This is a genomic window from Microbacterium sp. MEC084 (genome assembly GCF_004514465.2).
GTDB lineage: Bacteria > Actinomycetota > Actinomycetes > Actinomycetales > Microbacteriaceae > Microbacterium.
Map to the genome: position 1 here is coordinate 1 of NZ_MYFP02000002.1, position 18,413 is coordinate 18,413.

Here is an 18,413-nt window from a genome sequence, read left to right on the forward strand (position 1 = left end):
TCAGCGGCAGGAACATCGGCGAGTCCCCGGCCTGGCCTGCTGTCAGCAGCGCGACCAGCGGGAGCCCGTTGCCGTCGACGAGCTGGTGGATCTTCGTCGACAGGCCGCCTCGGGAGCGGCCGACCGCGTGATCAGGCGGCTCGACGCCCGGATTCGTGCAATTCGATCCAGCCCCCTGTGAGGCGCTTCGTGTTCGTCGCGTGCTGATGCGCGCGGGCGATCGTGGAGTCCACCGACAGCGACCACTCCACCAGCCCCGCCTCGTCCGCGGCGGCGGTGAGTGTGGCGAGCACCTTGTCCCAGGTGCCTTCCGTGGCCATGCGGTGATGCCAGGTCCATACCGTCTGCCACGGCCCGAACACCTCCGGCAGATCCCGCCACGCGATCCCGCACCGATACCGGTAGACGATGCCCTCGACCATCAACCGCGCGTCCGCGAAGGGCCGTCCCCTGCGCCCGGTCGGACGCGGCAGCATCTCCTCGAGCAACGACCACTGAGCATCCGAGAGCACCTGAAACCGCGTCACGACCTCAGACTCTCAGCGCGCCGCCAAACTATTTGTCAGACACGCCCTAGGCTCGGGCGCATGATGGATCAGCGCCGGCTCCGGCAGATGGCGGATGCGCTCGCCGGCCTCCCGGGGATCGTCGCCGTGTCGCTCGGCGGCAGCCGCGCCCGCGGCACGCATCGCCCCGACTCCGACTTCGACCTCGGCGTGTACTACCGGGCGGGCGGGCTCGACCTCGCCGCCATGGGCGCGCTCGCCGCGCGCTGGACCGGCGAGTCCGTGCCGGTCGCGGGCCCCGGCGGCTGGGGCTCGTGGGTGGACGGCGGCGCCTGGCTCCGCGTCGATGGCACGCGCGTCGACTGGATCCTGCGCGACGTCGCCCGGGTCGATGAGCAGTGCGACCGCGCGGCCCGCGGTGAGTACGCGTTCCATCCGCAGCCGGGGCATCCGCTCGGCTTCCTCGACGTGTCCTACGCGGGCGAGGTGGCCACCGCGATCCCCCTGAGCGACGCCTCCGGCGTGCTGGCCGGGCTCGCCGCCCGTGTGACGCCGTACCCCGAGCCGCTGCGCAAGGCGATGCTCGACGGCCTGTGGCAGGCCGACTTCCTGCTCGAGGCCGCGCAGAAGGGCGCGCGTCGCGCCGACACGACCTACGTGGCGCTGTGCCTGTCGCACGCCGCGATGCTCGTCGCCCACGCCTGGCACGCCGCCGCCGGCGCGTGGGTCATCAACGAGAAGGGCCTCGTCCCGAGCGCCGTGCGCCTCGGTCCCGGCCCCCGCCGCTTCGTGGACGTCGCCACCGCCGCGCTCGCGCGCCCCGGCGCGACGCCCGAGGAGCTCGCCGCGACCATCGACGCGCTCCGCGCCGCGCCGCGCCCTGCCGCCTGAGCCGGACCCGGGCCACGCCCCACCGGTGCGGCGGACATGCGCCGAGGCTCGTCGCATTCCTCGCCTATATTGCATAAGTGGCCCGACGCGGTGATTCCGAGACCCTGAGCGCCGAAGCCCGTGAGCGTCTGCGACACGACATCCTCGCCGGGCGATGGGCGCCGGGAGACAAGCTCCAGCTGATCGCCCTGTCGGAGGATTACGGCACGAGCAGCACCGTCGTGCGAGAAGCGCTCACCCGCCTGACGGCCGTCGGTCTGGTGGAGTTGATACCCAATCGTGGGTTCTTCGTGCCCCGTCTCTCACTCGCGGAGCTTCGCGACTTCAACGAGCTTCGCTGTCGTTCGGAGGAGTTCGGCATCGCGTTGGCCATCGAACGCGGCGACCTCTCCTGGGAATCAGGGATCTTCGGAGCGCATCACACGCTCGAGCGCACGCCGCCGCTCGGTGTGGACGGGACGTTGAACGCGGACTGGGTCGCCGCCCACGCGGAGTTCCATCTGCACCTGATCTCCGCCTGTGGACTGCCCGTCCTGATCGAGCTTTCGCGGAGTCTGACCGACCGAGCGTCGCTGTATCTGCGCTGGTCCAGGGCCGTCACGCGCTCACTCGCCGACGCGACGAAGCGCGATCATCGTGAACTCCTCGATGCCGTGGCCGATCGCGACGGCGAGCGAGCGGGCACGCTGCTGCGCGCCCACTACACGCGGCTCACGGAGCACATCCTCGGCGAGGGCCTCATGCCGGAGGCCGCCGCCGGCTGAGCGGGCCGCGAATCAGTCAGGCGCGGTCGCGCCCGCGCCGCGGCAGCAGGAACGCGAGGCCGAACATCGCCCCGGCGCACACGGCCGATGCCGTGAACACCGCGGTCGACGAGGCGATCACCGTGCCGGCCGCGTGGACGTCGCCGCCGCGCGACGCGGCGATGCCGTTGGCGATCGCGCCCATCGCCGCGGCCAGCACGGCCTGGCCGATCGACCGCGCGAACATCACGGTGCCCGACGCGACGCCGCGCTCCTCCCACGCCACGCTGGACTGCACCGCGACGAGCGAGGGCACGGCCGCGAAGCCGAAACCGAGGCCCGCCGCGAACAGGATGACGGCCACGAGCGGGATGCTGGGCCAGCGCGCGACGAGCGCGATCGCGACGGCCGCCACGAGGACGAGGGCCGTGCCGCCGATGATCACGGGGCGGAACCCGAACCGCAGGTACAGCCGTCCCGACAGCGCGGCGGCCACCGGCCATCCGAGGGTCAGGGTCGCGAGCGCAAGCCCCGCGAGCAGCGGCGTCGCGCCCGCGCTGCCCTCGAGGTAGGTCGGGATGTACGCGGTGTAGCCGATCAGGACGCCGCCCAGGATCAGGTTCAGCAGCGCGGTCGAGGCCACGACAGGCCGCGTGAAGATCCACAGGGGCAGCACGGGCTCGGGCGCCCGGCGCTCGACCAGCACGAACAGCAGCATGAACACCGCTCCCCCGGCGAACACCGCGAGCGAGACCGGCGAGTCCCATGCCCACGCGACGCCGCCCTCGAGCACGCCGAGCAGCAGCAGCGCCAGGCCGACGGTGAGCAGCGCGGCGCCCGCCCAGTCGATGCGGTGATCCCGCCGCTCGAGGCGCTCGTGGTACGCGCGGGCGATGAGGACGTACGCCAGGACGCACAGCGGGACGTTGATGAAGAAGATCCAGCGCCAGATGTCGAACTGCGCGAACAGCCCGCCGAGCGTGGGGCCGATCACCGACGAGGCGCCCCACACGCTCGCGACGTAGCCCTGCACGCGGGCGCGCTCCTCGAGCGTGTAGATGTCGCCCACGATCGTGATGGTCATGGGCAGGATCGCGCCGGCGCCGACGCCCTGCAGCGCGCGGAACACGATGAGCGACGGCATGTCCCACGCGGCCCCGCACAGCACAGAGCTGACGAGGAACACCGCGATGCCGAGCAGCAGCACGGGCTTGCGGCCCAGCTGGTCGGCCAGCTTGGAGTACACGGGCGTCAGGACGGACTGGGCGAGCAGGTAGATCGAGAACAGCCAGGGGAACGCCTCGTAGCCGCCGAGGTCGGCCACAATCGAGGGCACGGCGGTCGCGACGACGGTGGCGTCGATCGCGACCAGCCCGGTCGAGACCATCACGGCGAGAAGGACGGGCCCGCGCTCGCTGCGAAGACCCACGGCGGCGGGGGATGTCACGCGTTCATCGTTTCATCTCGCGGAACCCCCGGGGCCCGTTCGCGCCGAAGTCTTCCGCCGATCCTCACGGCGCCGTGAGGAATCCATGAGGATCGCCCGGCGCCCTCTCGCGTGCGGAGTACGCTCAGCGCGGAGAGTGGAGGACCGGATGAGCGAGCGTGCGGTGAGGCTTCCCCGCGTGAGCACGGGGGCGCTCGGCCGGGGACGAATGACGGCGGGCTTCGCGGTGGCGCTCGCGGTCGGGCCGCTGCTGTCGTGGCTGCTGTTCACGGTCGCGCACGAGGAGACCCTCGCGGTCAACGTGCTCGCCTATCAGCTGCTCGTGGTCGTGGTCGCCCTGATCGGCGGCATCTGGCCCGCCCTGTTCACGGCCGTCCTGTCGGGCTTCACGCTCAACTTCCTGTTCCTGCATCCGCTGTTCACCATCACGATCGCCTCGCCGACGCATGCGCTGTCGCTCGTGTTCTACGTGGCGAGCGCGGTGCTCGTGAGCTGGATCGTCGACCAGGCCGCGCGCCGCGCCCGCGCGGCCGAGCGCGCGGCCGCCGAGGCCGAGCTGCTGGCGAGCATCTCGGGGAGCGTGCTGCGCGGCGAGAGCGCGGCGCAGGCGCTGGTGACCCGCGCGCGCGAGGCGTTCCACGCGACCGGCGCGCGGCTCGTCGACCTGGACGGCCGGATGATCGCGGCCGACGGCGAGCCGCCCCGCGACGGCCGCGCGCCGTACTCCGTCACGGTGGGCGCGGCGCGCACGCCTCGTGCGACGCTCGAGCTGCACGGCACGCGGCTGGGCGAGTCCGAGCGCCGCCTGCTCACCGTGGTCTCGGCCCAGCTGGGCGCCGCGCTCGAGCACCAGCGCCTCACCGAGGCCGCCCGCGAGGCCGACGCCCTGGCCGCGGCCGACTCCGTGCGCACCGCGCTGCTCTCCGCCGTGAGCCACGACCTGCGCCGCCCGCTCGCGTCCGCGGTGGCGGCGGTGGGCGGATTGCGCGCGCCGGGCAGCACGCTGTCCGAGGCCGATCGCACCGAGCTTCTGGCCACGGCCGACGAGAGCCTGCGCACGCTGTCGACCCTGGTCGCCGATCTGCTCGACGTGAGCCGCATCGAGGCGGGCGTGCTGGCGGTGTCGGCCGCGCCGCTCGACGCCGAGGAGGTCGTGCTCGCGGCCGCGGACGAGCTCAAGCTGCCGCCCGAGCGCCTCGACCTGGCGCTCGATCCGCACATGCCGCCGCTGTCCGCCGACCCGGTGCTGCTGCAGCGCGTGATCGTGAACCTGCTCGCGAACGCCGACCGGCACTCCCCCGCCGGCTCACCCGTGCGCATCGAGACGTACGCGTCGGGGCGGTGCGGGCGGATCCGCGTGGTCGACCACGGCCCGGGCGTGCCCGCCGGCAAGCAGGACGAGATGTTCGCGCCGTTCCAGCGGATGGGCGACACCGACAACTCCGCCGGCCTCGGCCTGGGCCTCGCGCTGTCCCGCGGCTTCACCGAGGGGATGGGCGGAACGCTCACGCCGTCGGACACGCCCCGCGGCGGCCTCACGATGACGGTCGAGCTTCCGCTCGCCGAGCCGCGCCCGCGGCACCCCGCGGCCGCGACCGAGCCTGGAGCCGACGAGTGAAGATCCTGATCGCCGACGACGACCCGCAGCTCATCCGCGCGATGCGCATCACGCTGGGCGCGCATGGATACGACGTGGTCACGGCGGCCGACGGCGCCGAGGCGATCGCGGTCGCGGCGCAGACGAAGCCCGACGTCGTGCTGCTCGACCTCGGCATGCCGCGCCTGGACGGCGTCGAGGTGATCCAGGCGCTGCGCGGCTGGAGCGACGTGCCGATCCTGGTCGTGTCCGGCCGCACCGGATCGGGCGACAAGGTCGACGCGCTCGACGCGGGCGCCGACGACTACGTCACCAAGCCGTTCCAGATCGACGAGCTCCTGGCGCGCCTGCGGGCCCTCGCGCGGCGGATGGGCACGCCGACCGGCGAACCGGTGGTGACCTTCGGCGAGGTGGTGGTCGACCTGGTGGCGAAGACCGTGACGCGCGGCGGCGAGCCCGTCCACCTCACGCCGACCGAGTGGCGCATGCTCGAGTTCCTCGCCCGCAACCCCGGCGCGCTCGTGACCCGCCAGACCCTGCTCAAGGACATCTGGGGCACGGATCAGGTCGCCGACTCGGGCTACCTGCGCCTCTACATCTCGCAGCTGCGCAAGAAGCTCGAGGCCGATCCGGCCCGCCCGCGCCACCTCCTCACCGAGCAGGGCATGGGCTACCGCCTCGTCGGCTGACGCTCCGGACGCCCGTGAGCCCTACTCCTTGACGGCGCCGGCAGTCAGGCCGTCGACTCCCGGACGTTGAGCGGAGCGAAGCGGAGTCGCGAAGCGTCGAAGCCGCCGACGGGCTACAGCCGCGCGACCTCGGTCACGCGCACCACGGCCGTGCCGAGCTCGTCGGACTCCGCCAGGTCGACCTCGGCGCGGATGCGCCAGTCGTGGTTCCCCTCGGGGTCGTCGATGACCTGCTCGACGGTCCACGTGCCGGGGGCCTCCGTGATCCGGCACAGCTGCGGCGAGCGCGCGGCGCCCGAGATGCCGATCGAGTCGTGCTCGGCGAAGTACGCGTCCAGCGCCTCGGGCCAGCCGGCATCCGGGTCCAGCTCGACCAGCTCGTCGTCGGCCTCCCGGGCCGCGAACTGCACGCGCCGGAACATCTCGTTGCGCACCAGCACCGTGAACGCGCGGCGGTTCGACGTGAGCGACGGCGGCGCGGGCGGCACCACCGGCTCGTCCGATCCGTGGGCGTCCTGCCCTGACACGAGCGCCTCCCACTCGTCCACGAGGCTCGAGTCGACCTGCCGCACCAGCTCGCCCAGCCACTCGATGATGTCGAGCAGCTCCTCCGTGCGCGCCTCGGCGGGCACGGTCTGCCGGATGGCGCGGTACGCGTCGCTGAGGTAGCGCAGCACGAGCCCCTCGCTGCGGCCGAGCTGGTACCAGGAGACGAACTCCGCGAAGCTCATCGCGCGCTCGAACATGTCGCGCACGACCGACTTGGGCCTCAGCTCGAAGTCGCGCACCCACGGCTGGCTGGTCGCGAACACCTCGAACGCCTGCGCGAGCAGCTCCGCGAGCGGCTTGGGGTACGTCACGTCCTCGAGCAGCGCCATCCGCTCGTCGTACTCGATGCCCTCGCGCTTCATGGCGCCGACGGCCTCGCCGCGCGCCTTGAACTCCTGCTGGGACAGGATGGCGCGGGGGTCGTCGAGCGTCGCCTCGATCACGCTGACCACGTCGAGCGCGTAGTGACCGGTGCCGGCGGATCCGGGCGCGTCCTCGGGATCCAGCAGCTCGATCGCGGCGAGCGCGAACGGCGACAGGGGCTGGTTGAGGGCGAAGTTCGGCTGCAGCTCGACCACGAGCCGGATGTCGCCCGCGCCCGTCACCTCGACGATCCCCGCGTCGCGGAGGGTGCGGAAGATCGCGATCGCGCGTCGGGCGAGCGCGTACTTGCGGGCGCGCGGCTCGTGGTTGTCGAACACCAGCGACCGCACGTTCGCGAACACGTCGCCGCCGCGTCCGATGACGTTGATGATCATGGCCGACGTGATCTGCAGCTGCGGCGTGAGGGGCTCGGGCTCGGCATCGACGAGCTTGTCGAACGTCGCCTCGCTCCACGACACGAAGCCGGCGGGCGCCTTCTTCCGCTGGATCCGCTTGCGCTTGGCCGGGTCGTCGCCGGCCTTGCGCAGCGCCTGCTCGTTCTCGATCTCGTGATCCGGCGCCATCACGACGACGTTGCCGTGCGTGTCGTAGCCGGCACGGCCCGCCCGGCCCGCGATCTGGTGGAACTCTCGCGCCGACAGGCGCCGCATCCGGGTGCCGTCGTACTTGGACAGCGCCGAGATCAGCACGGTGCGGATGGGCACGTTGATGCCGACGCCGAGCGTGTCCGTGCCGCAGATCACACGCAGCAGGCCGCGCTGGGCGAGCGTCTCGACCAGGCGGCGGTAGCGCGGCAGCATACCCGCGTGGTGCACGCCGATGCCCGCGCGCACGAGGCGCGACAGGGTCTTGCCGAAGTTCGTCGTGAAGCGGAAGCCGCCGATCGCCTCGGCGATCGCGTCGCGCTGCTCCCGCGTGGCGACCTTGACGTTCGCGAGCGCCTGAGCGCGCTCCATGGCGGCGGCCTGCGCGAAGTGCACGATGTACACGGGCGTCTCGCGCTCCTCGAGCAGGCTCTCGACCAGCTCGTGCGCGGCGCGCTTCTCGTACGAGAAGTGCAGCGGCACGGGGCGCTCGGCGCCCGCGACGAGGGCGGTCGTCCGGCCGGTGCGGCGGCTGAGGTCGGCGCGGATCTCCGTGGTGTCGCCGAGCGTGGCGCTCATCAGCAGGAACTGCGCGCGGGTCAGGAGCAGCAGCGGAACCTGCCACGCCCATCCGCGGTCCGTGTCGCCGTAGTAGTGGAACTCGTCCATCACGACCTGGTCGACGTCGGCGTCGGCGCCTTGCCGCAGGGCCAGGTTCGCGAGGATCTCGGCCGTGCAGCACACGATGGGCGCATCCGGGTTGACCGACGAGTCGCCCGTCACCATGCCCACGTTCTCGGGTCCGAAGATGTCGACGAGCGCGAAGAACTTCTCGCTCACGAGGGCCTTGATGGGCGCCGTGTAGTACGTCCGGCCGCCGCGCGCGAGCGCCACGGCGTGCGCCGCGATCGCGACCAGCGACTTGCCGGTGCCGGTGGGGGTGGCGAGGATCACGTTCGCCCCCGACACCAGTTCGATCACGGCCTCGTCCTGGGTCGGATAGAGGCTCAGGCCCTCGCCCTCGGCCCACTGCACGAACGCGTCGTAGATCCCGTCGGGGTCGCCGTCCGTCGCGCGCACGGACTCGAGAAGGGTGGAGGGCATCCCGTCGAGTCTGCCTCACGCGCCCCGCGATCGAGAATCGGTGCGGACCGGCCCTTCCGAGCGCTCACAAGGGCCGGACGGCACCGGGACGGCCCGGGTCACCCCTCCAGCGGCACCCCGCCGTTCTGGCACGTGGCGCAGTACTGCGCGTTGCCCTTGGAGCCCGGCACGTCACGCACCTCGTCGCCGCACACGGGGCAAGGCTCGCCCGTGCGCCCGTGCACGCGCATCGCCGCCACCTTCTCGGCCTTCTGCCGGTCGATCGGGATGTCCCGGCGTGCGACGAAGGCGCTGCCGAGCACCTCGCGGATCGCGGCGAAGAGGCGCACGCGCTCGTCCTCGGTGAGCGCCGCGGCGTGCGCCGTGGGGGCGAGCTTCGCGACGTGCAGGATCTCGTCCGAGTACGCGTTGCCGATGCCCGAGAGCGACTCCTGCTCCTGCAGCAGCGCCTTGAGCTGCTTGCGGCGGCGGCCCGTGATCCGGTCGAACGCCTCGCGCGTGAAGGCGTCGCTCACCGGATCAGGTCCGAGCTTCGCGATGGACGCCTCGCTCGTGGGGTCATCGGTCACCGTGAGGCTCAGCGACAGCCACTCCCCCGCGTCGCTCACGGCCAGCTCCGCGCCGTCCTCGAACCCGATCCGGGCGATCGCCGGCGGCGCGTCGTCGGGCTCGGGATCGCCGTCCTCGCGCCAGCGGGCCCAGCCCGCGCGGCCGAACCCGATCAGCAGGCTCGGCCCATCGGTGTCGAGCGCTACATGCTTGCCGAACCGCCGCACGCCGGTGACCCTGCGACCGTGCAGCTGCTCGGGGCGCCTCTCCCGCGACTTCCACGCGCGGAACTCCTCCAGCTCGATCCCGGCGATCACGCGGCCGGTCGCGGTCGCGCGCAGGAACCCGGCGAGCGCATCCACCTCGGGCGATTCGGGCATGCGGCCATCCTGCCCCGCCCGCAGCGCGCGGACCACCCCCGGTCGTCGAGCGGAGCGAGCGCCGGCGCACCGACGTCAGGCGGTGCACTCCCCCGTCGCCACGGGGGCGTCGAACCCGGCCATGCCGTCGAGCACGGGGCCGAGCTCGGTCGTGGTCATGGCGTAGCCGATATCGGCGCGGGCCTCGTCGCGCGCGAAGACCACGCCCGCGACCTCGCCCTCCGGGGTGAGCAGGGGCCCGCCCGAGTTGCCGGGAACGACCTCCGCGGCGAGCGCGTAGATCTCGCGGTCCGATCCGCCGCCGCCGTAGATGTCCTGGGCCGTGATGGTGCCGACCGAGACGACCGACGCGGGCTCGGTCTCGAACGGGCCGCCGTGCGGGTATCCCTGCACGGCGGCCGAGTCGCCCTCAGCGAGCGGGTCGACCACGGGCAGCGCCGCCGCGTCGACGTCGACCGCGATCACCGCGAGGTCGTCGGCCGGGTCGAAGTACACGACCACGCCGTCACGGGCCGGCTCGTTCGGCAGCTCCACGAGCACGGACTCGACGCCCGCGACCACGTGCGCGTTCGTCACGATCCGGTCCTCGGCGACGACGAAGCCCGATCCGGTCGAGCTCACGCCGCACGCGTACGCGACGCCCGAGATGCGGGCGACGGATCCGGATGCCGCGGCGAGCGCGCCGCTTCCCGGATCGACCGTCGGCTCGGGCACGTCCTGCCCCGGGTCCACGAGGCCGCCGATCGTCGGGATCGTGTCGTCCAGCACGACCGAGCGGAACTCGGCGAACGCACTCGCGAGGGCCGGAGGGGTCGCGCGGTCGATCGCGCGCAGCACGCTCGAGGACGCCACGGACGACGAGATCACCGGGATGCCGGCGGTGCCGATCGCGGTCCCCGCCGCTGCGAGCGCGAGCGCGGTCACGAGCACGCCGAGCGCACCGCCGAGCAGGCGCTCGACCGCCTTGAGCTTGATCTTGTCGGCGCCGAGCCGCAGCAGCCGGCCGACCGCGGTGCCGAGCGCCGCGCCGACCACGAGCAGCCCGACCACCGCGACGAGAACGGCCGTGCCGCGCCACTCGCGGTTGGTGACGGCGTCGTTCACGAGGGGCACGACCCAGGGGGTCGCGAGCCCGCCGAGGAACAGGCCTGCGAGCCCGCCGAGGCCCGCGAAGAAGCCGACGCGCGCGCCGACCACGAGCGCGCCGATCAGCAGCGCGATCACGACGATGTCGATCAGGTTCACGCGTCACGTTCCTCTCGCCGGGTGCCTCTCACGCTAGGCGACGCGGTTCGGATCGCGGCGGGAGGTTGCTGGGAACGCGTCAGGACGGATCCGCCGGCGGCGCGAGCAGCTCGTCGAGCAGCGCGAGCGCGGCCTCCTGCGGCGCATCCGGATCCAGCAGCCACTGGGTCTGCAGGCCGTCCGACGCGGCGATCGCGAGCGCCGCGACCGCGACCGGGTCCACGTCGGGCCGGATGCGCCCCTCCGCCTGATTGCGGCGGACCCGCTCGGCGAGGGTCTCGCGCTGCCGCGCGAAGCGCTCGGTCGCGAACTCCCGGGCCGCGGGGTGCTCCTCCTCCAGGGCGGAGGCGACGAGGGTCGAGTAGAGCTGCACGAGCCCGGGGACCTCGCGGTTGCGGGTGGCGGCGTCGCGCATAACCTCGACAGGGGTCGCCCCCTCGGGATGGCGCGGTCGCGCGCCGCCCGTCTCGGATGCCCGGTAGACCTCGACCAGAAGCTCGTCGAGCGAGCCGAAGTAGTGCTTCAGCGCGGCGTGCGTGACGCCGACCTCCTCGGCGATCGCGCGCAGGCTGGTGCGCTTCGAGCCACGCCGCGCGAACACCTCGATCGCCCGGTCCAGGATCTCCCGGCGGCGCGCGATCCCCTTCGGATAGGGGCCGCGCGCGGCGGATGCGGGCTGCTCGTCGGTCACGCCGTCATGCTAGCGAACTCAAATCCTCCATGTGGAGGTTTTTCTGCTACCGTGATGCCATCCGGGTCCCAGGGCCCCTGTCGAAGACGACCCACGAAGGAGCGCGACCGATGCCGGTCCAGACATCCATCCAGCTGTTCACCGTCAACGCCGCGCTCGAGGCCGACCTCGAGGGCACGCTCGCCCGGGTCGCCGCGCGCGGCTTCACGTCGGTCGAGCCCTACGACTTCGTGCGACGCGCCGAGCCGCTCGCCGCGGCGCTGCAGGCCCACGGCCTCGCGGCGCCGACGGGCCACGCTTTCCTGGCCTCGACCTCGTTCGTGAACCCCGACGGCAGCGGCACGACCGTGCCGGTCCCCTCGCCCGAGACGGTCTTCGAGGCCGCGAAGGTGCTCGGCATGCACACGGTCATCGACCCGTACACCGAGCCCGCACGCTGGCAGACCCGCGAGCAGATCGAGGAGACCGCGCGACTGCTCAACGCGGCCGCCGAGATCGGCGCGCAGCACGGCATTCGCGTCGGCTACCACAACCACGCGCACGAGCTCGAGGCGACTATCGACGGCAGGACCGGCCTGGAGGTGCTCGCCGACCTCCTGGACGAGCGCGTCGTGCTCGAGGTCGACCTGTACTGGGTGGCGCGCGCCGGCGTCGACTCCCCCACGCTGCTGCGCACGCTCGGCGACCGCGTGATCGCCGTGCACGTCAAGGACGGCACACTCGACCCCGAGCAGGTCGCCGCCTATCCCCCGGCCGACCAGGTGCCCGCGGGCCAGGGCGCCGTGCCGCTCGCGGAGGCGATCGCCGCCGCGACCGCACTCGAGGTCGCGATCGTCGAGTTCGACCACTACGACGCCTCGGCCCGCGGCGGCGACATCTACGACGCGATCGAGCAGAGCCGGGCGTTCCTGAGCGGTCTCGGTCTCGACGTGAAGGTCGACGCCTGATGGCCGCCCCCGTGGGCGTCGGCATCATCGGCGCCGGCAACATCAGCGACCAGTACCTGACGAACCTCACGAAGTTCCCGGATGTCCGCGTCCTCGCGGTCGGAGACCTCGTCGAGGAGCGCGCCCGCGCGCAGGCCGACAAGTACGGTGTGCCGCGCGCGGGCACGCCCGACCTCGTGCTGAACGACCCCGACATCGAGATCGTCGTCAATCTCACGATCCCGGCCGTGCACGTCGAGGTTTCCGAGGCCATCGTGGCCGCGGGCAAGCACGTCTGGACCGAGAAGCCGATCGGCGTGAACCGCGAAGAGTCGCAGCGCCTGCTCGACGCCGCCGCCGCGGCCGGCAGGCGCGTCGGCGTCGCGCCCGACACCGTGCTCGGCCCGGGCGTGCAGACGGCCAAGCGCGCGATCGCGCGCGGCGACATCGGCCGCCCGCTGTTCGCGCAGACGACGTTCCAGTGGCAGGGGCCGGAGATCTTCCACCCCAACCCCGCGTTCCTGTACGCGAAGGGCGCGGGCCCGCTGCTCGACATGGGTCCGTACTACGTCTCGACGCTCGTGCACGTGTTCGGCCCGGTCGCATCCGTCGCGGCGCTCGGCCTGCAGGGCACCCCGACCCGCTTCGTGCAGGTCGGCGAGTACGCGGGGCACGAGTTTCCGGTCGAGATCCCCTCGACACTGCAGGTGCTGATGGAGTTCGAGCAGGGCGGTCAGGCGCAGAGCCTGTACAGCACCGACTCGCCCCTGCTGCGCCACGGCATCGTCGAGGTCACCGGCACGGAGGGCACCCTGGTGATCCCCGACCCGAACACGTTCGGCGGCCCGATCACGATCACGCGCAAGCTGGAGCGCCACGTCGTGCCGCCCGAGCCCGTCGTGCAGGAGGTCGTCGAGGTGCAGCAGGAGGGCGTCCTGACCGGACGCGGCCTGGGCCTGCTCGACATGGTCCGCGCGATCCGCGACGACCGCCCGCACGTCGCCACGGGCGAGTTCGGCTTGCACGTGCTCGACACGCTGCTGGCGATCGAGGAGTCGGCCGAGGCCCGCGGCTTCGTCCAGGTGCAGAGCACGCTCACCGAGGTCGGCTCGCTCGGCGCCGACTTCGACCCCTTCGCCGCGACGCTGTAGCAGCCGCAACCATGAAAGCGGGCCCCCGCCGGATGGCGGGGGCCCGCTTCTCGTCGCGGCTCGCTCAGCCGATGTCGGACTTGCGGATCTTGCCGTGCACGCCGACCGTGCGGTCGACGACCTGCGACACGACGAAGTCGGCGGCGGCAGACAGGTACGCGTACGCGATCGCGCGGTCCATCCCGAGGTCGTGCTGCAGGAAGTCCAGCGCGTTCACGACCGCGCGGCGCATGGCGATGTCGAGGTCGTTGATCTGCCCGTCGACCGATCCGTTCGGATCCGACAGGCCGATCGGGATCCACAGGTCCTCGGTCTCGGCGAACGGGTATGTGAACGCGACGGACGGCGCGTCGCCCGAACCGGGCTTGCAGACCGTGAGCCGGAAGGTCCCGCGCAGCGATCCCTCCATCGCCGTGAGCGCGACCTCTCCGTCGCCCATCGCCATGTGCGGGTCGCCGACGTAGAACAGGGCGCCCTCGGCGCTCACGGGGACGTAGAACGTGGACCCCGGTCCGAGCAGGCTGATGTCGATGTTGCCGCCGCCGAGCGTCGGCGGGATGGAGTTCGCCTCCGGCGCGGTCGGCTCGGTGTTCTGCGAGAACGCGACGCCCATCATCCCGAAGAACGGGCGCAACGGGAACTTCGCGCGGCTCGCGCCCGAGCCGACCACCGCGCTGGTTCCCTGCACGCTGGCGAGCACCGACACGTTGCCGTACTCGGTCGGGATGCCCGTCGACCGCCCGTCGGTCTCGACCGGCGGCATGACCTCGTCGAGCGTGATGCCGGCGGGCGCCCCGTTCGACGTGACGGCGAGCGATCCCTTTCCGTGCCGGGACGAGATCACGCCGTAGGGCACGCGCGGGCGCGCCTCGAGCGTCTCGATCTTGAGCACGTCGCCCGGCTGGGCGCCCTCCACGAACACCGGCCCGGTGACGACGTGGGGCCCGTCGCGGTCGAAGTCGCGCGGGGTGCGCGTGTACCCGGAGGCGATCGCGACCGCGTCGTCGAGCACCTCGCGGCGCGAGAAGCCGTGCTCCGCGAAGTAGGCGACCGGGTCGCGCCCCTGATCCTCCAGGATGCCCTCGTGCGAGACGGCGTCGATCGTCACGGTCTGCCCCGACCGGATGCGCGCCGTCGGCGACGCGTGCACGGAGGGGACGTAGCCCCACAGCACCTCGTCCGGCTCCGAGCCGAGGTACACGTCCCCGTCGATGCGGCCCCGACCCGGCTGGAGGACGCCGGTGTACGCGTCCGCCCGTCCGGTGACCGGTGCGGCCGCCGCGGGCCGAGTCGCCCCCAGCGCGAGGGCGGTGCCCGCGCCGACGGCCGCCGCCGCCTGCAGGAGCCCGCGCCGGCCGATGCCCCGCTCGATCGTCTCCGCCGCCTGTCGGCCTTCGTGTTCCATCGCAGCTTCCTCTCTGCCGGGTCCCTCGTCGACCCCGACACCCGCGACGCTAGGAGCCGGCCGTTACCCCGGAGTCAGCCGCACGTGTCGGCGCGGTAAAACCGCTCCCACGCCGCCATCCGCCTGCTGAGCGCGCCCACTCGGCGCGCGTCCTACTCGACGGAGGGCGGGGCCGCGGCGCGTGCGACCTCATCCGCGACGCTCGCCGGGCAGCGCGCGGAGAGCGCGTAGCGCAGCAGGACCACGTCGCCGATGGGCCGGGTGTCGAGCAGCCGCGCGCGGTGGCCCTCGTCCCACGGGAACCGGCCGGGCTGCACGAACCGGGGCGCACCGGGCTCGCCCACGAAGAACGGGGCGACCACGAGCTGGAGCTCGTCGGCGAGCCGCTCGACGAGGAACTGGGTGTGGAGCCGCCCGCCCCCCTCGACCATGAGCCGGCCGATGCCCCGCTGCGCGAGGTCCTCCAGCACGAGCGTCATCGACACGTCGGCGCCGACCCCGACCACTGTCGCCCGCGAACCCAGAGTGCGCGAGATGCGCGCCGCCTTTCCGGCCGGGCAGTAGACCAGCTTCTCGACGTCACCCGCCGTGAAGAACGAGGAGTCGGCCGGCAGATCGCCGGTCGCGGTCACGGTGACCTTCACGGGTGACTCCGTCAGGCCGCGCTCGACTCGGGCGCGGCGCCGCTCCTCGCTGCGCACGAGCAGCCGCGGATTGTCCCGCCGCACGGTGGAGGCGCCGACCATGATGGCGTCGCTGTCCGCGCGCAGCTGATCCACGCGATCGAAGTCGGCCTCGTTCGACAGCGCCAGGCGATGCGGCGCGGCGGTGTCGACGCATCCGTCGAGCGACATGGCGCAGCTGAGCGTGACGTAGGGGCGGCTGCGACGGTCCGTCTCGCGCGATCCGGTCATGGTTCCTCCTCCCGGAGGGCGGACGAGATCCGCGTCACCGTGTCCCGCCAGCCGCGCAGGCGCGAGCGCGCGCGGACGGCCGCGTCCTTGAGCCCGCGCCGCAGCGCCGGATCCGACATCCACCGTTCCAGCGCGTCGGCGAGCGCGTCGACGTCGCCCGGCGGCACGAGGATCGCGGCGGCCGGGTCGACGGCCTCCGGGATCCCGCCCGTGCGGCTGGCGACGACGGGGATTCCCCGGCCCTGCGCCTCGGTGATCGCCATGCCGTACGTCTCGGTGCGCGAGGGCGCCACGAGCACGTCGCTGCGCCGGTAGATCCGGTCGAGCCCGGCGGCGGCCTGGACGCCGGCGAACTCGACGCGCGCCTCCACGCGACCTGCGCGCGCCCGCTCCCGTACCGCGCCGGCGAAGTCCGGATCCACGCCGGGCGCGCCCGCCAGCGTGCACCGCCAGCCCTCGACCCCGCCGAGACGCACCAGCGCGTCGACGAGCACATCCTGCCCCTTGTGCGGCGCGAGCACCCCGACGCACAGGAGCTCTCCGCCTCCCGGCGTGCCGGTCGCCACCTCGGCCCGGGCGCCGCCCGGCGCCGCCACGACGACGTCGCGGATCCCGCCCGCGGCGAACTGCGCCGCCGCCCACTCGCTCACGGCGATCACCCGGTGCGCCGCGCGCAGCGCGCGCCACTGACCGTCGACCGCGGCGGGATCGGCGTCGGGGAACGCGTCGACGACCATGTGCGCCAGGATGACCACGCGCACGCGACGGGCCCCGTCGTCGATCGCGCTCGCCGACGCCCCGGCGATCAGGCCGTCCACCAGCGCGACCCCGCCGTCCGGCACCGTCGCGAGGGCGCGACGCACGTCCCGATCCGCGCCCGGCGCGACCTCGGCCATCCGCACGTCCCAGCCCGCGTTCGCCAGACCGTCCCGCACATGGCGGTCGTAGACGTTCCCGCCGCTCACCCGCGCCGGATCGTCGATGCCGGTCGGCACGACGAAGGTCGTGGTCGCCATCACAGCTCCAGTTCGTACGACGCCCACGCGACGTGCGACTCGTGGAGCGTGACCGCGATCCCGTGCAGGTCGCCGGCATCCCTTCCGAGCGTTCCCGTGCGCGCCGCGGTCGCGAGCTGCTCCGCGATGAACTCGCAGAGCCGTTCTGTGGTCGTGTTCACGCCGGCGAAGCGCGGATCGTCGTCGAGGTTGCGGTAGGTGAGCGACGACAGGATGTCGCGCAGCACGTCGGAGGCCCGGCCGATGTCGACGACGACGCCGTTCTCGTCCAGCTCCGCCGCGCGGAAGGCGGCGTCCACGACGAACGTGGCGCCGTGCAGCCGCTGCGCCGGCCCGAACATGTCGCCGGTGAAGCTGTGGGCGACCATCATGTGATCGCGGACCGTGAGCGTGTACATCATCCGTCTCTCCAGTTGATCGTGTGGCACAACCCCGGGATGCCGCCGTCCGCGATGCCGGCCATGACCTCGGGCAGGTCGCGCCACGGCGACTCGCCGGTGAGGAGCGCGTCGAACGCCGGGTCTCGCAGCAGCTCGAGCGCCAGCGCGAGCCGTGTCGCGGGCGTCCGCGTCGCACGGCGGCGCGGGGCCACGAGGCCGACCTGGCTCGAGCGGATGGTGAGCCGTCGCGAGTGGAAGTCCTCGCCGAGCGGCAGGCTCACCTCGCGCGCGCCGAACCAGCTGGCCTCGATGATCTCCCCCTCGGTCGCGGCCGTCCGCAGGGCGAGCCGCAGCCCGTCCTCCGACGCACTGGTGTCGATCACGATGTCGCGCTCCTCAGGGGCGTCGTCCGGGGTCCGGAACGGGACCTCGAGGGCGGCGCAGGCGTCGGCCTTCGCGGTGTCGCGGTCCACCACGACCACGTCGGCGCCCGGGATGCCCTGCGCCAGCCGCGCGACCGCGCAGCCGATCATGCCGGCGCCGATCACCGTGATCCGGTCGCCGACGAGCGGAGCGGCGTCCCACAGCACGTTGACGGCCGTCTCCACGGCGCCCGCAAGCACGGCCCGCCGCGGCGGCACGCCGTCGGGGACGGGCGTGACGGCCGTCTCGGGCACGACGAAGACGGACTGGTGCGGGAAGAGCGTGAACACGGCCCTGCCCCTGAGCGCCGCGGGACCGTGCTCGACGACGCCGACGTTCAGATAGCCGTACTTGACGGGCGCCGGGAAGTCGCCCTCCTGGAACGGCGCGCGCATGCGCTCGCGCTCCCGCGCGGGCACCTCGCCCCGGAACACCGTCGCCTCGGTCCCGCGGCTGATGCCGGTGAACCACGTGCGTACGCGGACCTCGCCGTCGCCGGGTTCGCCCGCCTCGACCGTACGCAGCCCACCCCGCCCGGGCTCCTCGACCCAGAACGATGTCTCGCTCGCCATCTGCCGTCCCTCCGAGCCGGCGAAGGAGCTCCGACTCGCTCCCACTCTGTCCCCGGGACATGGCCTTGGCCAAGGGGTTGCGCGGGAGGGGCGAGGGCTGGCAGTGGCTCGCGGGGCCCGTCCATTGCAGGCCCGGCGTCGGACATCGCATCGATCTGCAGGACGCGGCCGACATGAGGCGAGGAGATCTGCACGGTTCAGCAGATTCGCGTGCGAGATCGTCCTTTGTTCTGCAGATCATGGACCCGGGTAGCGCGCCAACGAGAA

Annotated in this window: 16 protein-coding genes and 1 pseudogene; 6 read left to right on the forward strand and 11 right to left on the reverse strand. The window is 72.9% G+C overall.

Annotated features, from left to right (window positions below):
- Positions 1-527, reverse strand: a pseudogene (locus B5M43_RS02670) (IS5 family transposase); the annotation flags it as partial.
- A 60-nt stretch (positions 528-587) separates the two neighbouring features.
- On the opposite strand from B5M43_RS02670, the gene B5M43_RS02675 reads away from it, so the two are divergent.
- Both B5M43_RS02675 and B5M43_RS02680 read left to right on the forward strand, forming a co-directional pair.
- Positions 588-1,397, forward strand: a complete 810-nt coding sequence (locus B5M43_RS02675; RefSeq protein WP_134747222.1) for a nucleotidyltransferase domain-containing protein — start codon at positions 588-590, stop codon at positions 1,395-1,397.
- A gap of 77 nt (positions 1,398-1,474) precedes the next feature.
- Positions 1,475-2,161, forward strand: a complete 687-nt coding sequence (locus B5M43_RS02680) for a GntR family transcriptional regulator (protein WP_055988538.1) — start codon at positions 1,475-1,477, stop codon at positions 2,159-2,161.
- Positions 2,162-2,177: 16 nt separating this feature from the next.
- Here B5M43_RS02680 and B5M43_RS02685 read toward each other — a convergent pair whose 3' ends face one another.
- Positions 2,178-3,587, reverse strand: a complete 1,410-nt coding sequence (locus tag B5M43_RS02685) for an MFS transporter (RefSeq protein WP_055988536.1) — start codon at positions 3,585-3,587, stop codon at positions 2,178-2,180.
- Positions 3,588-3,765: 178 nt separating this feature from the next.
- On the opposite strand from B5M43_RS02685, the gene B5M43_RS02690 reads away from it, so the two are divergent.
- Together B5M43_RS02690 and B5M43_RS02695 are read left to right on the forward strand one after the other, a co-directional pair.
- Positions 3,766-5,205 (forward strand): ATP-binding protein, encoded by a 1,440-nt coding sequence (locus tag B5M43_RS02690; RefSeq protein ID WP_308067704.1) that lies wholly within the window; start codon positions 3,766-3,768, stop codon positions 5,203-5,205.
- Positions 5,202-5,873 carry a response regulator gene (locus B5M43_RS02695; RefSeq protein WP_134747226.1) on the forward strand — a complete coding sequence of 224 codons (672 nt, stop codon included), beginning with the start codon at positions 5,202-5,204 and terminating at the stop codon, positions 5,871-5,873. The genes B5M43_RS02690 and B5M43_RS02695 overlap by 4 nt, the downstream gene beginning before the upstream one ends.
- A gap of 113 nt (positions 5,874-5,986) precedes the next feature.
- Here the strand turns inward: B5M43_RS02695 and B5M43_RS02700 are convergent, their stop codons facing one another.
- The 4 genes from B5M43_RS02700 to B5M43_RS02715 form a co-directional block, all read right to left on the reverse strand.
- Positions 5,987-8,494: an RNA helicase gene (locus B5M43_RS02700; RefSeq protein WP_230667563.1), complete on the reverse strand. Its 2,508-nt coding sequence runs from the start codon at positions 8,492-8,494 to the stop codon at positions 5,987-5,989.
- A gap of 98 nt (positions 8,495-8,592) precedes the next feature.
- Positions 8,593-9,423 (reverse strand): DNA-formamidopyrimidine glycosylase family protein, encoded by an 831-nt coding sequence (locus B5M43_RS02705; RefSeq protein WP_134747202.1) that lies wholly within the window; start codon positions 9,421-9,423, stop codon positions 8,593-8,595.
- 75 nt (positions 9,424-9,498) lie between these two features.
- Complete coding sequence (locus tag B5M43_RS02710; RefSeq protein WP_134747204.1) at positions 9,499-10,668, reverse strand: MarP family serine protease; 1,170 nt, start codon at positions 10,666-10,668, stop codon at positions 9,499-9,501.
- A 79-nt stretch (positions 10,669-10,747) separates the two neighbouring features.
- Positions 10,748-11,359, reverse strand: coding sequence for a TetR/AcrR family transcriptional regulator (locus B5M43_RS02715; protein WP_055988524.1), 612 nt, complete (start codon positions 11,357-11,359; stop codon positions 10,748-10,750).
- A gap of 110 nt (positions 11,360-11,469) precedes the next feature.
- On the opposite strand from B5M43_RS02715, the gene B5M43_RS02720 reads away from it, so the two are divergent.
- Together B5M43_RS02720 and B5M43_RS02725 are read left to right on the forward strand one after the other, a co-directional pair.
- Positions 11,470-12,306, forward strand: a complete 837-nt coding sequence (locus B5M43_RS02720; RefSeq protein WP_134747206.1) for a sugar phosphate isomerase/epimerase — start codon at positions 11,470-11,472, stop codon at positions 12,304-12,306.
- The gene (locus B5M43_RS02725) at positions 12,306-13,436 is read left to right on the forward strand and encodes a Gfo/Idh/MocA family protein (RefSeq protein ID WP_134747208.1); all 1,131 of its coding nucleotides are present in this window, start codon (positions 12,306-12,308) and stop codon (positions 13,434-13,436) included. Before B5M43_RS02720 ends, B5M43_RS02725 begins: the two co-directional genes overlap by 1 nt.
- A gap of 64 nt (positions 13,437-13,500) precedes the next feature.
- On the opposite strand, the gene B5M43_RS02730 is transcribed toward B5M43_RS02725, so the two are convergent.
- The 5 genes from B5M43_RS02730 to B5M43_RS02750 form a co-directional block, all read right to left on the reverse strand.
- Positions 13,501-14,841 (reverse strand): acetamidase/formamidase family protein, encoded by a 1,341-nt coding sequence (locus B5M43_RS02730; RefSeq protein ID WP_055988517.1) that lies wholly within the window; start codon positions 14,839-14,841, stop codon positions 13,501-13,503.
- A 152-nt stretch (positions 14,842-14,993) separates the two neighbouring features.
- A complete protein-coding gene (locus tag B5M43_RS02735) occupies positions 14,994-15,755 on the reverse strand; it encodes a dihydrofolate reductase family protein (RefSeq protein ID WP_134745515.1) in 762 nt (253 codons plus the stop codon).
- Positions 15,752-16,771 (reverse strand): glycosyltransferase family 4 protein, encoded by a 1,020-nt coding sequence (locus B5M43_RS02740; RefSeq protein ID WP_134745516.1) that lies wholly within the window; start codon positions 16,769-16,771, stop codon positions 15,752-15,754. The genes B5M43_RS02735 and B5M43_RS02740 overlap by 4 nt, the downstream gene beginning before the upstream one ends.
- Complete coding sequence (locus B5M43_RS02745; RefSeq protein ID WP_230667565.1) at positions 16,771-17,172, reverse strand: 6-carboxytetrahydropterin synthase; 402 nt, start codon at positions 17,170-17,172, stop codon at positions 16,771-16,773. The genes B5M43_RS02740 and B5M43_RS02745 overlap by 1 nt, the downstream gene beginning before the upstream one ends.
- Entirely contained in the window at positions 17,169-18,146 is a 978-nt protein-coding gene (locus B5M43_RS02750) for a zinc-binding alcohol dehydrogenase (RefSeq protein ID WP_134745517.1), read from the reverse strand. The genes B5M43_RS02745 and B5M43_RS02750 overlap by 4 nt, the downstream gene beginning before the upstream one ends.
- Positions 18,147-18,413: the final 267 nt, after the last annotated feature.

Bases quoted from the DNA above. Each gene is read 5' to 3' on its own strand.
- B5M43_RS02675 (WP_134747222.1), top strand. From the start codon at position 588: ATGATGGATCAGCGCCGGCTCCGGCAGATGGCGGATGCGCTCGCCGGC.
- B5M43_RS02700 (WP_230667563.1), bottom strand. From the start codon at position 8,494: ATGCCCTCCACCCTTCTCGAGTCCGTGCGCGCGACGGACGGCGACCCC.
- B5M43_RS02705 (WP_134747202.1), bottom strand. From the start codon at position 9,423: ATGCCCGAATCGCCCGAGGTGGATGCGCTCGCCGGGTTCCTGCGCGCG.
- B5M43_RS02720 (WP_134747206.1), top strand. From the start codon at position 11,470: ATGCCGGTCCAGACATCCATCCAGCTGTTCACCGTCAACGCCGCGCTC.
- B5M43_RS02725 (WP_134747208.1), top strand. From the start codon at position 12,306: ATGGCCGCCCCCGTGGGCGTCGGCATCATCGGCGCCGGCAACATCAGC.
- B5M43_RS02730 (WP_055988517.1), bottom strand. From the start codon at position 14,841: ATGGAACACGAAGGCCGACAGGCGGCGGAGACGATCGAGCGGGGCATC.
- B5M43_RS02735 (WP_134745515.1), bottom strand. From the start codon at position 15,755: ATGACCGGATCGCGCGAGACGGACCGTCGCAGCCGCCCCTACGTCACG.
- B5M43_RS02740 (WP_134745516.1), bottom strand. From the start codon at position 16,771: ATGGCGACCACGACCTTCGTCGTGCCGACCGGCATCGACGATCCGGCG.
- B5M43_RS02745 (WP_230667565.1), bottom strand. From the start codon at position 17,172: ATGATGTACACGCTCACGGTCCGCGATCACATGATGGTCGCCCACAGC.
- B5M43_RS02750 (WP_134745517.1), bottom strand. From the start codon at position 18,146: ATGGCGAGCGAGACATCGTTCTGGGTCGAGGAGCCCGGGCGGGGTGGG.